This window comes from Hahella sp. CR1 (assembly GCF_029813005.1).
Lineage (GTDB): Bacteria > Pseudomonadota > Gammaproteobacteria > Pseudomonadales > Oleiphilaceae > Hahella.
This window is the reverse complement of record NZ_JAPELK010000024.1, coordinates 13787-29965: the sequence shown is the minus strand read 5'-3', so window position 1 is coordinate 29965 and position 16179 is coordinate 13787. Positions and strand designations below refer to the sequence as shown.

The following is a 16179-nucleotide window of genomic DNA, read 5'->3' as shown; positions in this document are numbered from 1 at the left end:
CGCCGCTTCAGCATCCAGCAGGCCGAGGAATCACCAAACGCGCAATTTGGCGACCAGTCCATGGGCAGAGGGGGATCGTTTTCACGACTGAGGGTGTTAGTGGGTTTAGGTTAGCGCTCTGGGAAGCCCTTCGACAAGCTCAGGGCGAACGGAGGAGTGGCGCGATGACGTTTTGGTCTGCGCGCCCTATTCTTATTTTTGCTGAGCTTGTTGGCGCCCCGATCAAATCTCAAGTCAAGCAGACATAGGGTTCCAACACGACATGCCCAATCTGAAATATGCCAGCTAATGGCTCAAAACCCTGATTATGTTTGAAGGCGTGTGCTTTTCCGGAACTATGTGAAGATGTATGCAGCACCCTCTCAAATTGAATAAGCTAGTTATTTCGATTTACGAAACGCCTCTTAGATGAGTTTCGGCATTGGTCATGTTGGAAGGCGCTGCGCTTTTCCAACCTACTTGAGATACGAGAGGATTTTTCCGCATTTTGTAAACGCTCCAAGATTCCCTCCATGGGCCAGGGAAAGGCCCTGAGGCTTCCGCCCCAAGGCCAAAATCAAATCAGCGTTCGCCACCTCCTTCGTTCATTTCCGTCAGCAGTTTATTTAACAGCGGTCCCAATGTTTCCAATGTCTCCGGGGAGATAATGTCTTCATGGGTGCATTGGATATCGTGCCGGGTCATGCCGCGGATGTAGGGTTCCCAGCTGCCTTCCACTTGCCAGCCTTCCGGCAGGGATTCCGTTGCGACGAAGATATGGATGTCGCCGTCATAATACGGCGTGCGGGCGGTGGAGAGGAGTCGCACGGAATCGTCGTAGTTGGCGACAATTTGCGTGAACATATCTTCTTTTTCCCGCTCGATGAATTCATCTACCGCATACTCGGCGTCGACCATAAATTGCTCCCTTTGTTTGGCTACTTCCGCTTGCGCCTCTTCTTCAGTGGAGCCGCTCCAGTCCTGCCCTTCAGGCGGGTAGGCGTCTATCAGCCCCAGAAACGCGATCTTTTCGCCTCGCGCACTCAACATCGCCGCCAGTCCTTGCGCGATGGTTCCGCCCAACGAGTACCCCATAATGTGATAGGGCCCTTTGGGTTGAATACTGAGCAGGTTATGCAGATGATGTTCGCATGCATCCTCGATGTTCCCGCTCACTGCAATCGCGCCATCCGGACGCGGGGATTGCAGGCCGACCAGTGGCATATGAGCAGGCAGATAACGCGTCAATGCGCTGTATTGCCAAGCGAACCCCGAAGCCTGGTGAATGCAGAACAGAGGCGCCCCGCGTCCGGAACGAAGGGGAAGAATTTGACCGAAGCCGGCATTGTCGGACGCCGATTCACTTCCCGCATCCGCCAGCGCCGCAGCCAGGGCCTCCACCGTCGACGACGCCATGATGACACCCACCGAGACAGGACGCCCCAGCATCTTGCGCAAATCCGCCGCCAAGGTCATCGCCAGCAATGAGTGTCCGCCTAGAGTGAAGAAATCATCCTCCGCATTGACCGTCGACAACTTCAATATGCGCCGAAACCCGTCGGCGATCTGCGCCTCCAATCCCGGCCTGGGCGCCCTGCCCTGAGTCTCACTCTTCACCGTAGAGGGTTCCGGCAGGGCTTTGCGGTCCAGTTTGCCATTGGCGCTCAACGGGAATTCGCTTACAGACACGATGGCGACAGGGACCATATGGGCCGGCAGGGTTTCCGCCAATTGGCGGCGTATGGCGTCGGCGTCAATCTCTTCAGCATGGGGGATAACATAGCCGACGAGCTGGCGGTTATCCGCGCCCGCCATGGCGGCGTCGCCGTTGTTGATCACACGGGCGTGAACGACCGCCCGTTTGATCTGCGGCAGGCTTTGCAGGGCGGACTCGATGTCACCCAGCTCGATACGCTGGCCGCGGATCTTGAGCTGATCGTCACTGCGTCCCAGATACTCTACATCGCCATTCGGCAACCAGCGCGCGACATCTCCGGTGCGATACATACGCGCGCCCTCGCCTGCGGCATCGGCGACAAAACGCAAGGCGGTGAGATCTGAACGTCCCAGATAGCCGTCCGCCAACTGCACGCCGCTCAGATACAGCTCTCCCGCCACGCCGACCGGCGCCGGACGCAGCCAGGGGTCCAGGATACGCAACTGCGTATTCCACACAGGGCGTCCAATCGGCACGCTCAACCCCGTATTCTCACGCTCTTTATCGAGCAGTCCGGACGCCTGTTTATAAGTGACGTCCACCGCCGCCTCCGTGGGCCCATAAAGGTTGTGCAATGGGGCGCGAATGTAGACGGAATACAAATCCGCCAGTTCGCGGGAAAGCGCTTCGCCGCTGCAGAAGACACGACGCAGTCCGCCACAGGGAATCTCCCCCTGACTGGCGATAGCCGCCGGCAATCGGTTCACAAACGCCGCCAGCATGGATGGCACAAAATGCAGCGTCGTCACCTTGTGGCGCTCGATCAGCGCCAGCAGCTCATCCGGGTCGCGATGCGCCTCTGGCGGCGCCATATACAGCGACGCCCCCACCATATGCGCCCAGAAAAACTCCCACACCGACACGTCGAAACTACAGGGGGTTTTCTGCAGCACCACATCGTCGGATTGCAGGCCATACTCCGCCTGCATCCAGACCAGACGATTGACGATAGCCCGGTGCGACACCAACACGCCTTTGGGATTGCCGGTGGAGCCGGAGGTATAAATCAGATAGGCGGGATGATCCGGCGTCAGCCGCTGGGATAAGGCTGGTTGCGCTTCTGATTCATTTTCCAGCCCACCTTCCTCAATCTCCGCGACTTCCGCCACCAACTGATCAAACAGCATCAGCTCCCCCATCGCGCGGAAACGGGATGCCTGATCCGAAGAAGTGATGATCAAACGCGGCGCGGCGTTGCGCACCATATAGGCCAGGCGCTCGTCGGGATAACCGGTATCCAGCGGCAGATAGGCTGCGCCGCTCTCCAGCACCGCAGTCAGTGCAATGCTCAGCCGCGCGCAGCGGGGCAAAGCGACAGCGACAATATCCCCCGTATTAACCCCCGCCCGACGCATTTTCTGCGCCAATGCCAGGGCCTGGGCGCGCATCTGCCGATAGCTCAGTCGCAGCGTTTCGTCTTCCAGCGCCACCGCGTTTGGCGTCCTGCGCGCTTGCTCCCCCAGTAACTCGCACAGTGTACTGTCGGCGACAGCGGCGTCCGTGGCGTTGACGCTATCAATGAGACTGCGTTCGTTCTGAGTGCGCAGATCCATCCGGCTCCAGGGCGTCGCCGGGTGATAGACGAATTGCTCCAGCACGCTCAGCAGTCGTTGCGCGATGTCCTCCGCCTGGGTCACTGGCTCACGATATTCGATAATCAATCGCAGGCTATCTCCAGGCAGAACCATAATCGTCAGCGGATAATGGGTGTAGCCGCGATTGCGAATATGGGTCAAGCGCGCGCCCAGATAATCCCGCTCGGTCAGCCCGTCGTCATCGGGATAGTTCTCACTGACCAGCAAGGTATCGAACAAGGTCGACGTCCCCGCCAGCCGCTGAATATCCGCCAGTCCCAGGCAGTCGTGCTCCAGCAACGCCACCTGTTGCGCCTGCAGCCCCTGCAATTGCGCCAATAACGGCCGCTCAGGATCGAAGCGCATGCGCACCGGAATCGTATTGCTGAACAGCCCGACATGCTCCTCCAGTCCATCCACCGGACTGAAACGTCCTGACACTGGCGCGCCGAACACCACATCATCGCGGCCGCTCAACACCACCAGTACGGCGGCCCAGGCGCCTTGCATCAGGGTATTAAGGGTCAGCCCCTGTTCACGACAGCAGGTCTGCAGCGCCTGCTCCAACGCCTTCGGCAAAGTCAGCTCCAGCTCTTTCACCTGTGCTTGCGCGGACGCGCCTTCAAACAACAAGGTGGGACGGACGTCCTTCAGCGCCTCGCGCCAGGCGGTGGCGGCGGCCTCCGTGTCTCTGGCGCAGAGGTCGCGCACCACCAGGGCGTAATCGGAATGCGTAGGAGTCAAGGTGTCCGCGCCATCGCCATAGGCGTGCAGAAAGTCTCGCAGCAAAATCGGCGTGGACCAGCCGTCCACCACCAAATGGTGCGCCGTTAAGAACAGGGTGTGACGGTTGTCGATATGGTGAATCAATCTGGCGTGCAGCAGAGGTTGCGCCGGCGTCGCGGCGATATCGAAATCACGCGCCAGCTCTTCCTGCTCCAGACGCCACAGTTCCAACTCCAGCACCTCCCCGCGCAGGTCGCCCAGATAGCATTGCGACCAGGGCCAACGGCGCTCGCCGTCGATCACAAGAGGAATCAGTTGCAGCGGTTGCGCCACAGTCTCGGCATCAAACGCCGCCGCCATTTGCGGATGACGACGCAACACCGCCTCCAGCGCATCCCGCATCCGCTCCACATCAAGCGTTCCACGAAAATCCAGACGTGTGGTGGAGTTATACTTGCTGGCCGCCTCCCCCAATTGCGCATGGAATAACAGCCCCTGCTGCAACGGCAACACAGGCAACGCCGCCGCAAGAGGACCGCAGCGATCACGCAACTCGGACAACATGGCTTCGTCCAGGCTCACTCCAGCGACCACCGTCTCCGCAGCAATCAAGGTATCCGCCGCCGCCCCAGGACGGTAGGCGGCGAAGTGCTCCAGCTCACGCAGGTTTTCCACGATGCGTTGATGCAGACGGGCGATCAGCCAGCGATCATACAAACCTTCCGCCCAGGTCCAGTTGATGGCCAGTCGGGGCTCGCCTCTGGCTTCATCCACGAAGATATTGATTTCCAGCCCGTACAGCATGGACAGGTCGCCATCGATGTCCACAGCGAAGGCGTCTTTGAAACGCTCGCCGAGATGGCGCGGCGTCCAGTAATCCTCACCGACATTGAAGCGCCCCAGATAATTGAACAACACCTGAGGACGGTGCTCGGACTCCAGTTGCGCCAGTTCATCCCGACTCGTTTTGTCGAGATAACGTAACACGCCATAGCCCAGACCATGATCCGGGATTCGCCGCAGGCTGCGTTTCACCGCCCGCACCGGCTCCGCCGCGTCATACTGACCCGATATGACCGCCGTCAGATCGAATGTGACCGGATACTCCGCCGTCAGCCAGCCGATGGTGCGGGCGGGATCGGCCTGCTCCTGCAGGATTTCACGCCCATGGGATTCCAGAGAAAAACGTACGCCGGAGGCCGCGCGCTCTTCACAAAACGCTTTCGCCACCACCGCCAGCAAAATCTCGTCAATAGACGCCCGGTATGCGCCCGGCAACGATTGCAATAACGCCTTGGTCAGCATCGCGTCCGCCAGGGTGCGCCAGTGTTGCGCAGCGCCGTAGGTATCCTTTGTCGGATCAATAGGTCGTCGGGACAGCAACGGCAAATAGCCTTGCAACATATCCCGCCACAGCGCCAGCTCCTGACGTCGCGCGGGAATCTCTTCATGCAAGGTCCGCGACCAATCGCGCAAAGAAGTTTCTTCTGCGGGGATCATCGCCGCAGCGCCAGCCGCGATCGCTTCACAGGCGGTTTCCAGCTCGCGCAGCAGCACCCGCCAGGACACGCCATCCACCACCAGGTGATGCAAGGTCAGCATTAACCAAACGCCGCTGTTTCTGTCGGCGATGCGCCAGACGCGCATCATGACGCCAGCGGCGGGATTCAGTTCCGCCGCGGACGCCTCGAACAGTTCATCCGTCAGTTTGCCGAAGGCCTCTGAGTCGGCCTCATGAGCCACCTCAACCCGGGTGAGAATTCGGCTGTCGAGACCAGCGCTGATATCTTTTATCGCCAGCCCCTCTTCGCCGATATAGGCGCGTAATGCAGGATGAGCCCGTTGCAGCGCCTGCAGCGCCTCCCTTAAATGCGCCGGTTGTATCTGCGCGGGAATACGCAGCAGCACGCCTTGCGCAAATCGGCGCTCCCAGCCGTAATGCTCCGCAAACCAGCTCGGCGCCGGCAAGGCGCCCACCGGCCCCTGGATCAAACCGCTGGCGGTTCCGCCCTGTTTCTTGAGCGGCTGCATGGCTCTGCTCATACGCGCCGCAGTGCGCTGGGTGAACACCTCCTTCGGTCGCAACTGATAGCCGCTGCGCCGCAGTTCGGTCCCCAGGCTCATGGCGGAAATACTGTCGCCGCCCAGATTGAAAAAGTCGTCATCAACCGCCACCTGCTCCAGTCCCAACACCTGAGCGATGGCGGCGCAGACCCGTTTTTCCGCCTCAGTGACCGGCGCCTTTCCTCCCTGCCGCGATGGCGGACGAATCGTCGGCAGCGCCTGTTTGTCTATCTTGCCGTTTACCGTCAGCGGCCAGGTGGGCAGGACAGCCAGCGCGGAGGGCATCATGTAGTCCGGCAGCATTTCGGACAGCTGACGATAGAGTCGATCGCGAAGCTGTTCGTCATCGTGACGCAGGCCTTCATTGACTGTGCAATAGGCCGTCAGCCGATGACTGGCGCCCGCCGTCGCCGCGGTCACCACCGCCCCACTCACGCCCGGCAGCGCCTCCAGCGCATGCTCCACTTCACCCAGCTCCACACGGAAGCCGCGCACTTTCACCTGTCGATCGCTGCGGCCGACGAACTCCAGCTGTCCGTCTGGAGTCCAGCGCACCAGATCCCCGGTGCGATACATCAAGTCGCCTTCCCCTTCCGGATTCGCCACGAAGCGCGCGGCGGTCATGCCAGGGCGCGCCAGATAGCCCCGCGCCAGTCCTGCGCCAGCGACATAGAGCTCGCCGGTCACACCCTGCGAGGCGTCGCGCAGTTCCGTGTCCAGCACATAAATACGGGTATTGGCCACCGGGCGTCCGATCACCGGCTGGTCCGCCGCGGCGACGCCGGCGCCCAAGGCGTCCACCGTATATTCAGTAGGGCCATAGAAGTTGTGCACATGCAATTTCGGATACTGTTTCACCCTGCGCCACAACGCGGGCGGCGCGGCTTCACTGCCGATCAGCACCAGACTGGGATGAGGCGCTCCGTCCTGCATCAGTCCACAATCCAGCATCTGCTGCAACATGGAAGGCGGCACGTCAAAGGCGTCGATGCCTCGGCTGTGGGCCAATTCCACCAGCGCCTGAGCGTCCCGTCGCTGCTCTTCCGTGCAGATATGCAGTTCCTGCCCCAGCAGCAGCCAGATCAACTGTTCCCAGGACGCGTCGAAGGAAAATGAGGCGCTGTGCGCCGCCCGCAGACGACGTCCCTGCAGTTGCGCCATGGCGGCGCCGTAGAGCGTGGCCTGATGGGACAGCAATAAGTTGAGCAGACTGCCGTGGGTCACCATCACGCCCTTGGGCGCGCCGGTGGAGCCGGAGGTATAGATAACATACGCCAGATGACCGCTGCGTAACGGCTCGGCGCGCTCTTCATCGCGAATAGTAGCGCCGGACCTCGCGTTGATGCGTTGTTGCAACGCTGAGTCGTCCAAAGCAACACAAGGAACTGTTTTTAGGGCCTCCTTGGCCAAGGCGCCGTGCGTCACCGCCAGTTTCGGCTGGGCGTCTTCGAGCATCAGCGCCAGACGCTCAGGAGGATAATCCAGGTCCAACGGCAGATACGCCGCACCTGCCGACAGCACCGCGAGAATAGACACCACATAGTCCACGCCCCGGGGCAAGGCGATCGCCGCCAGATCGTCCGGGGCCAATCCCTGGGCGATCAGTTCACGGCCGAGGCGGTTAACGCGGGCGGAAAGTTCGGCGAAAGTCAGACACGCATCGCCGCAGCGCAGCGCTATTTCCTGTTCGAACGGGCTGGCGCAGGCGTGAAATATATCCAGAATGGTCTGCGCCTGGGCGGGCGCATCCACGCGGGGTCCGGTTGACCAGTTACGCAGGCGCGCCAGTTCTCCCGGACCCAATAAAGGAAGCTGCTCAATCGACTCCTGAGGATGACGCAACGCGTATTCCAGAAAATGCGCCAGTCGCTCGCAATGCAGGCGCAATTCCTGATCCGCATAGCGTTCCGGATTGGCGGTAAGCTCGATCACCAGTGCGTTCTGCTCCAGCCACAGACCAAACTCCAGATCCTCCACCGGACCGGCCGCCAGTACCTGAGTGACGCCGGGCACGCCGTCCAGATCCAGCCCCTGATCATATATTTTCAGGTTAATCGTAGCGGCGTACAGGCCTCGACCGGAGCCCACCACGCCCACATCTCTTTGCAATTGCTCGGCGTCGTAACGCTGACGGCGGCGAATCCGCGCCAGCTCCGAGGTCAAACGGCGCGCCAGGCTGACGATATCAGGCGCGCCCTCCATATCCAGTTGCACCGGCAATACATTCACCACCGGACCGGTGGCGTTGAGGGCGGCCGATCCCATACGTCGCATGAACGGCATGCCCACGACAATTCGCTTGTGGCCAGTCATTCGTCGCAGATAGGCGAACACCCCTGCCATGGCGATTTCATTGGGGTTCAGGCGTGTTTCGGCGGGTATGTCGAAGCGCTGCAGCGGCAGTCGCAGTCTGCGTTTCAGGGTATTGGCGTTGGCGAATCCGCCCGCCTTTTGACGCTCTCCCGCCGCCAGCGACACCGGGTCCGCCAGGGTCGCGGCGTAATCCCACCAGAAGGCGCGGTCCTGAGCATAGGCGTCGGACGCCTGATAGCTTTGATACTCCTGCACGACTTTGGCGAAGGGGGTGTGACGGCTCTTTTCCGGCGCGCGGCCTTTGCGCAGGGCGTTGTAGATATCGGCGATGCGGCGCGTGATCGCGGCGAAGCTGTAGCCGTCCACGCTCACATGATGGTAGCGCTGATACCAGAACCAGCGCTCCGCCCCGACTTTAATCAGCATATGCCGATACAGCGGCTGATCCTCTTCGCCGCGCCAGGGCGTACCCAGGTCGTCGTACATAATGACGCCCGCCTGTCGTTTGGGATCTTGCTCCGCGGTCAGGTCCAGCAGGTCCGGAACGTCCACGTCATCGACACAGCGATTCATCGGCAGGCGCTGCAGAACGCCGTTGTCGTCTTCAATAAAACGGGCGTGGGGAGTATCCGTCTCCGCCAGCCCCATGCGTATCGCACGCTGCAACAGAGGCGCGTCCAGCGCCCCTTGTAAATCCACATAATGAGCCACTACGTAGCTGTTGCGCCCTACCGCAATCTGATCGGCGAGCCATATGCCCATTTGGGTTCCAATCAGAGGAAGTTCCACCTCCTCTGGAGCCAGAGAGTTCTTACCTGAAGTTTCTAACACAATGCCTTCCCTCTTGTCGGCCGGATAAATTCGAATCGGGAGTGTTGGGACAGACGCGCTCAGGCGTCGTTATTAACATGGCAAGGGTATTGACGTGTTAATAAGCGGGCGCATGAATGCGCCGACGCGGCGATAAACCGCGGGAGACAGGGCCTGCCCCAGGCAGGACCTGCCGTTTGCGTACAAATAGAAGGACGCTACTTGTCTGCTGGATCAATCGATAATCGGGGACGGATATCGGTCCAGTTCTGCTCGATATAGTGCAGACAATCGGCGCGCCTGGCCGGACCGAGGACGTTGCGCCAACCAGGCGGAATCGAGGTGAATTGCGGCCATAAACTGTATTGCCCGCGGCTGTTGATCAGCACCAGAAATGGCAGGGATTCGTCGTCAAACGGGTTGGGCTGTTCTGTATTCATAGATGAGACTCCTTTAAATGCTATCGCGCCGTTACAGCGGCGTCTGATTAATCCGTCAGCCAGGTTGTTCCAGCAGCCAGCGCAAGCCTTCAATCAGTCCGCCGCGCCAGCAAAGCCAGTCGTGACCGCCTTCGAACAATTGGTAATTCACGTGATGGCCGGCGCGCTCCAGCTCTATGCGCAGGGTTTCATTGAGGTCGATCATCACATCCTCCCGCGCGCCGACTTCCTGATAGATGCGCAATGGCCGGGCGCTGAGGCGGCCTTGCGCCAGTTGCTCCGCCAGCGCGCCGCGTTCTCCGGGGCGACGCACTGCGCACTGCCCAAGCGGCGCATGCAGATATTCCACATAAGGCCACCAGAAAGAGCCGGACTGGCTCAGCACGCAGCCGAAACGCTCTGAAAACGCCAACCCCGCGTACATCGCCGCCAGTCCGCCAAAACTCTGTCCGGCGACAACGGTGTCCATGGCGCGACTGGAAAACGGCGTTACGCTGGCCGCAAGCGGGATCAGCTCGTCCTGCACCGCCTCCCAGAAACGCGGGTTACAGCAGAGTTCTTCGCTGCGACGCTCGCCATCAATAGCGTCGATCAACACATACACGGCGGGAGGCAACGCGCCCTGGCGGGTTTCATATTGCAAGGCGGAAAACGCCGGCATGCGGGTCGCCCAGTGCTGGCCATCCAGCAGAATGACCAGAGGACGTCGGCGAGGATCAAGGTTGTCGCCCTGCGCCTCTTCCGGGCTGAATATCCAGACTTTGCGGCGATTGCCCAGCGTTTGACTGCTCCAGTGCAGTTCCTGCAACAGCGCGCCGCTGTCGTCGCCCGGTCTGCTTTCCCCTGCGTCCAGACTACGCCACGCCCTCTGCTTCGGCGCCTGCGGAAGATGCAGGGCGGACGCTGCGCCGCCCCAGCTGGCGCTATAGGGTTGATTGGGGTTAAGCGGATCAGCGATGGCCTGACTCATCACATCCCGCCACCAGACGCGCTGGCTCATGCGTTGACGCTCTTCGCTACCGCTCCAGTTCGGCGGCAGGTAATCTTTGGCGACAGGGGCCAGCGTGTAAGTTCCCCGCCAGTTGGCCGGTAAGGTCGTCCGCCAGCGCCACACATCCGTTCCGGCGATGCGCTCCAGGCTTTGCGGGTTGCGACTGCGATGATTAGTGACGGAGTTGACGTCGATATACACGCGCCGGATGGGCGAGCGATGTTCGTCGCCATGCGGATCGCGCCAGACAAAAGTCACCCGCGCCTGATCGTTGGCGAGGGGCTCCACCAGCGGCGTTCCTTTCTGTTGCAAAGCGCGCCACCAGTGTTCGTCGCCAATGTCGTCGCCTAGCTCGAATGCGCTGAATTCAGAGGTCGCAGGGGTCGACGCTTGCTTCAGGGACGATGGCTGCTGCACGGACGAGGACAGCTTTCCGGACAATGGTTTTTGTATGGACGCTAACGGTTGTGTCGTCGATGACTCGTGTGAGATGGGGACCGGCATTCTGCGGTCAATGATCTCGGACATGGTTTTCACCTTCCCGGGACTGCGCCCGGCGTTCATTTCTTCTGCGATGGACTCGCGGTAGTCAGGAACGGCAACGTCGATCTCTAACGCTTTTCTCTCCCGCTTTTTAACGGTAAAGCTGCGCCGGCTAACGAAATTTCCGCTCTGTCTGCATCAGTGTTGTTTTACATAATAATAATGATTATCATTTGCATTCAATAGTTATTTGCGAATGATTCTCATTTAGATAATCATCCGTCCGCACTGCGCCGGTCTCCGATGCAGCTAGTCAGGAATACCTGCGGACATCCCCGAGGTCGTCATCCACCCTCCTCTTCGATCGCATTAACAGGGAGCCAAGCACTGGGCGCGCCCGCCAGCGGCGCACTGCAAAAACCAACCATTTGGGGAGACAATGATGTTCCTGTTTCGGGATAAACGATCGAATCCACGCCTGCATCCCTTGGCGTTCGCCACCAAAGTCGCCGTCACTGCGCTCGCAGGAGGCATGGCCGCCCATGCCGCGGCGGAAACTCTTGCGCTGGCGCAGCCGGATCGCGTCAAGCAGTCGGAAAGCACCACCCTGGCACCGGTGGTGGTGACCGGTGAAAAGATCGACCGCGACCTGCAGGAGTCCACCAGCGCCGTCACCGTTCTTGACGACTTGAAAGTGGACACCGGCGAGACCCAGTCCGTCTTTGAGGTGGTGGATAAAGTGCCGAACATGATTGCGAACCCCTACGGCGTTCCCAACATCCGGGGCGTGGAAGGCTCCGGCGCGGCCAACGGCAGCTTCGCGCTGGTGGCGGGATCGCGCCCCAAGGTCAGCACCAGCGTCGATGGCGTCTCTGAATCCTGGTTCGGCCAGGAGTATGTAGACGCTAATTTATGGGACGTGCAGCAGGTGGAAGTATTGCGTGGACCGCAGTCCACAACCCAGGGTCGCAATTCCATCGGCGGCGCGATTGTCGTGTTGACCAAAGACCCCACCTATCACTGGGAAAGCGCGGTCCGCGCCGGCTATGAGAACGCCGACAGCAAGCAGCAGCTCGCCCTGATGACATCCGGTCCTCTGATCGATAATGAACTGGCGTTCCGACTGGCCGCCAGCGCGTCCCAGGGAGAGGGTTATATTGACTACCCTATCAGCGGCCAGGACTGGCCCTGGGACCCATCTGAGTCCAAGCGTTACAACCTGCGCGGCAAGCTGCTCTGGGAGCCTTCCGCGTTGTCTGGCCTGTCGGTGAAGTTCACCGCCACACACCGCAGTCAGGAAGGCGAATATCTCAATTTCGTCAACGGCGACTTCTTTGACTATGAGCTGAATGGAGACGTGTCCAACACCCGTTATCAGGATTCGGACAGCGCCAGCTACGCCCTGGATGTGCAATACGTTCTCAACGATGCGTTGACCGCCTACCTGACATTGAACCACGCCAACACCCAGGCCAAGTTCGAGGAATACGCCTCCCGCGTTGGCGATATCGATCTGACACTGGATCTGGAGGAAAAAAGCAACTCGCTGGAAAGCCGTCTGGTGTACGACCCGGCGTCCGGCCCACTAAGCGGCGTGGTGGGTGTCTATCTGTTCAAACGCACTCAGGATCTCGCGGTGGATCCGGCCACTTTCAGCGGCGATGACGATGTCAGCACCGTTGCGGTGTATGGCGACGCCACTTTCGCGCTGACGGAACGTCTGGACTTGATTGTGGGCGGCCGTGTGGAACGAGAAAGCCAGGAACGAAATATCCTCGCCTGGCCGGACACCAGCTATGAAGGCCGCTTGCTGACCGATATCGGCGAAACCATGTTCCTGCCCAAAGCCGGCGTCAGTTATCAGGCCACGCCGCAGACGTTGCTCGGTTTTGTAGTGCGCAAAGGCTACAACCCGGGCGGCGGTTCCCTGGACTGGGATGACAGCAGCTTCTATGAGTACGAGAAAGAAGAAGTCATTTCTTACGAAGCCAGCAGCCGCTCCAGCCTCTGGGATAACCGCATGACCCTGGGCGTCACGCTGTTCGCCAATGAATACGACGGCTACCAATCCATTCTCAATCGTCGTTTCGTGAATATTCCAGAAGGCCGCAGCTATGGCCTGGAAGTGGAGACCAACGCGCAATTGGCGGCGGGTCTGGAAGTGTTCGGCTCGGTCGGCTTACTGAAAACGGAAGCCACCAAAGCCGTTGACGGCAGTCCAGACATCAAAGGCAATGAATTCGGCTACGCCCCCAGCGTCAACGCCAACCTGGGCTTCACCAAATATTTCGACCAGGGCTACTTCGCCGGGGCCGACGTCAGCTACGTAGGCGAATACTACTCCGACGTCACCAACAACAACGACCTGACCGCCGGCGATTACGTGATCACCAACGTCAACGCCGGCTACGAAAACGACGACTTCACCGTACGCCTCTATGTGAAAAACCTGTTCGACGAAGAAGTCCTCTACCGCCAGACAACTACCTGGGCCTCCACCGAAGCCCAGGTCGGACCACCCCGCACAGCGGGCATCGTGGTCGACTACCGACTCTAGAGTGAGACTGCGCTCAACCCTACCCTAGAGCGCAGCAGACCGCCAAGGATGGCCGCAGCTGCAAACCTGCAATCAAAGTCTGTTTTTGGGTGAGCTATGCTCACCCTTTTTTTATTGAGTCACCCGAAACCTTCGACTCTTCAGCCCTCTGCTCTACTGTAATGAGAGGATTAACAGATTTATTACTCCGCCAGACTGTGGATAATTGCAGGACGATAGCGACTACGCTAAAAGCACTCGGAAATGGGAAGCAGCATGATACAAGATGTATTCAAATTCAGTGACAGGTGGAGCTTTCACGAAGCGGATGAAAGCAATGGAGTGGCTCTGTGGAGCAACGAATTCGGAGATATCTTATCCGTAAATTATTACCCGATGGTTCCCGACATAGGGGCTGAATTAGACGATATAGGCAGTCTGAGAGGATTCTATCGCTCAGTGGCCGAAGCCAATGGCCTGGCCCCTCTTGAAATAGAGCTGGAGAACTTAAAAGGATTAAGGGCGGTTAAAACCTTATACAAAATAAGAATGGATCCAACAGGGTTTGCGTTTTTGGGCTCTTATACACTCCCATTCGCCAATTGCTCATACGTAATCAAAGTCCAAGCTGTAGAGTCAGGGATAACAGGGATGAGAGAGTGTGCTGTTTTGCTGATTGAGGACTGCAAAGAAGCAGATGAGGAAACCGGAAAGTTAATCGGTTGGGAAGCGGACCCGTATGACGCGAACTATAAAGCAGACTTCATGGCGAATAGAGCCGATCACCCCAAGTACGATGAAAAATTCCCCGAACACCCTTTATCAAGAACTAGAGAATATTTGAAAGAGATTTTCGACGATATTGAATTTGATAACTCTTTAAAGGACCTACCTGCATTTGAAGGCCCGAAAAGAAGTAAAAGTAAGCCATGGTGGAAGTTTTTTGGCAGGTGAAAATCAAGGACTAACGCCAAGGCTCCAGAGTACACGTTACGAAATTTTCAGCAGGTACTCTGCTACCAAATATCGTATCCGAAACCTCCCTGCTCTCATTTCCCCCGTTCGCCCTGAGCTTGTCGAAGGGCTTTCCAGAGCGTTAATCCATAAATGGTTAATCCTAGCCTCCATTGAGTACCCTGGCTCAATACGAAAATAGCGGGACAACTTCGCCCTTTAGTCGCCCGGGGAGGCCCTTCGACAAGCTCAGGGCGAACGATGGAGGGGCCAATTGGGGGGAGATGATTGGAAGTTGACTTTTCTGGGTCACAGGACGGGAGGCTGGACGGTTATGGCATGGCTCAGAGACAAAGCTGCGCACCTGGAACACTGAGTGTTATTAATGCCTCTGAAAGACGAAAGCCCAATCGCCGACTAGTCGTATCCAAAACCTCCCAGCTCTCATTCCCCCCGTTCGCCCTGAGCCTGTCGAAGGGCTTTCCAGAGCGTTAATCCACATACGGGAAACCTAGTCTCCATTGAGTGCTCTGAAGGAACAGCACAACTTTGCCCTTTGCCGCCCGGGGAGGTCTTTCGACAGGCTCAGGAAAACCTAACGCGCGTTCAAGAGATGTTTAAGCCGCTCATTCGCGCTCTCCAATGATGTGAAAACGACCTCGCTCGGCTCCATCATCATTTCAGAGTCTACGAGTGATATAAGGCCCTCTTGGGACATTTCGCCGGCAATCACTAACGCCTCTAATTCCCGCTCACAACCCGCAGCGATGACGCCCGCCATCGCATCTCCCCACTCATATGTGAGCTGTGCAAAGTCAAACACCAGCGCGTCTGGATCAGCAAAGGCAATGGCGGCATGGGTCATTGCGGTCATGTATCTGGCGTCGGTATTGCCCTTACATCCATATCCGTAGGTGCCAGAAAAACGCATCAGCAATACAGTTTTTTCAAACTCACCCTTCAATGTATACAGCATAGGCTGGCAATCAATGTCATGTTCAGGGGCGATATTCAACGGCTGTATTTCATTCATAAACGCTTACTTCAATTCGTTGATGTGGATGAACTCAACTTCCTGCGGCAGCGCCGTCAATCGTTCTTTGAGAAATTGCGGCCATAGATTTAGTGAGGCGACGTCCGCCAGTTTGATCCAGCGAAATACGATGTCGACGTCTTGCTCTAGTCCTCTGATGTCCTGGCCGAAAGGGATGGTGTTGGGGTTTTGCAGTGTAGTCAGGTAGTAGGTGGCGATTTCGTGGCTTTTGACGCCGCCGCGGGCGTAGAAGTCTTCCACGAACCAGAGCGGTCGGAGGATGTTGGCGGCGACGCCGAGTTCTTCCTCCAGTTCGCGGATGAGGGTGGTGTGGGAGAATTCGAAGAATTCCACTTTACCGCCCGGCAGCGCCCAGAAGTCGCCTTTGACGACTTTATGCAGCAAGACGTGGTCATTGTGGATAATCACCGCCACGCTGCGAAATTTGAATCGCTTATCGCCACTCTCGAATTTCAACGTCCCTCTCCTCTCATATGCTGATCCCAGCGCGCTTTCGCTCACTAGCAGGCGCATGAGCGAAAACGTTGGGGAGCCAATA

General features: G+C 58.5%; 7 protein-coding genes. 2 read left to right on the top strand and 5 right to left on the bottom strand.

Annotation, left to right across the window (positions count from 1 at the left end; genetic code table 11):
* Positions 1-561: 561 nt before the first annotated feature.
* The 3 genes from ONV78_RS30730 to fes form a co-directional block, all read right to left on the bottom strand.
* Positions 562-9204 (bottom strand): non-ribosomal peptide synthetase, encoded by an 8643-nt coding sequence (locus ONV78_RS30730; protein ID WP_279508408.1) that lies wholly within the window; start codon positions 9202-9204, stop codon positions 562-564.
* 197 nt (positions 9205-9401) lie between these two features.
* Positions 9402-9623: an MbtH family protein gene (locus ONV78_RS30725; RefSeq protein ID WP_216738417.1), complete on the bottom strand. Its 222-nt coding sequence runs from the start codon at positions 9621-9623 to the stop codon at positions 9402-9404.
* 55 nt (positions 9624-9678) lie between these two features.
* Complete coding sequence (fes, locus tag ONV78_RS30720; RefSeq protein ID WP_279508407.1) at positions 9679-11142, bottom strand: enterochelin esterase; 1464 nt, start codon at positions 11140-11142, stop codon at positions 9679-9681.
* A gap of 394 nt (positions 11143-11536) precedes the next feature.
* On the opposite strand from fes, the gene ONV78_RS30715 reads away from it, so the two are divergent.
* Complete coding sequence (locus ONV78_RS30715) at positions 11537-13654, top strand: TonB-dependent receptor (RefSeq protein ID WP_279508406.1); 2118 nt, start codon at positions 11537-11539, stop codon at positions 13652-13654.
* A gap of 255 nt (positions 13655-13909) precedes the next feature.
* Positions 13910-14587, top strand: coding sequence for a hypothetical protein (locus tag ONV78_RS30710; RefSeq protein WP_279508405.1), 678 nt, complete (start codon positions 13910-13912; stop codon positions 14585-14587).
* A 595-nt stretch (positions 14588-15182) separates the two neighbouring features.
* On the opposite strand, the gene ONV78_RS30705 is transcribed toward ONV78_RS30710, so the two are convergent.
* Positions 15183-15620 (bottom strand): hypothetical protein, encoded by a 438-nt coding sequence (locus ONV78_RS30705; RefSeq protein ID WP_279508404.1) that lies wholly within the window; start codon positions 15618-15620, stop codon positions 15183-15185.
* Positions 15621-15626: 6 nt separating this feature from the next.
* On the bottom strand, positions 15627-16097 hold the full coding sequence (locus ONV78_RS30700; RefSeq protein ID WP_279508403.1) for an NUDIX hydrolase: 471 nt from the start codon (positions 16095-16097) through the stop codon (positions 15627-15629).
* Between the last annotated feature and the right edge of the window lie 82 nt (positions 16098-16179).

Excerpts from the sequence above, each read along its gene's own strand:
- ONV78_RS30725 (WP_216738417.1), bottom strand. The coding sequence starts at position 9,623 with ATGAATACAGAACAGCCCAACCCGTTTGACGACGAATCCCTGCCATTT.
- fes (WP_279508407.1), bottom strand. The coding sequence starts at position 11,142 with ATGTCCGAGATCATTGACCGCAGAATGCCGGTCCCCATCTCACACGAG.
- ONV78_RS30715 (WP_279508406.1), top strand. The coding sequence starts at position 11,537 with ATGATGTTCCTGTTTCGGGATAAACGATCGAATCCACGCCTGCATCCC.
- ONV78_RS30710 (WP_279508405.1), top strand. The coding sequence starts at position 13,910 with ATGATACAAGATGTATTCAAATTCAGTGACAGGTGGAGCTTTCACGAA.
- ONV78_RS30705 (WP_279508404.1), bottom strand. The coding sequence starts at position 15,620 with ATGAATGAAATACAGCCGTTGAATATCGCCCCTGAACATGACATTGAT.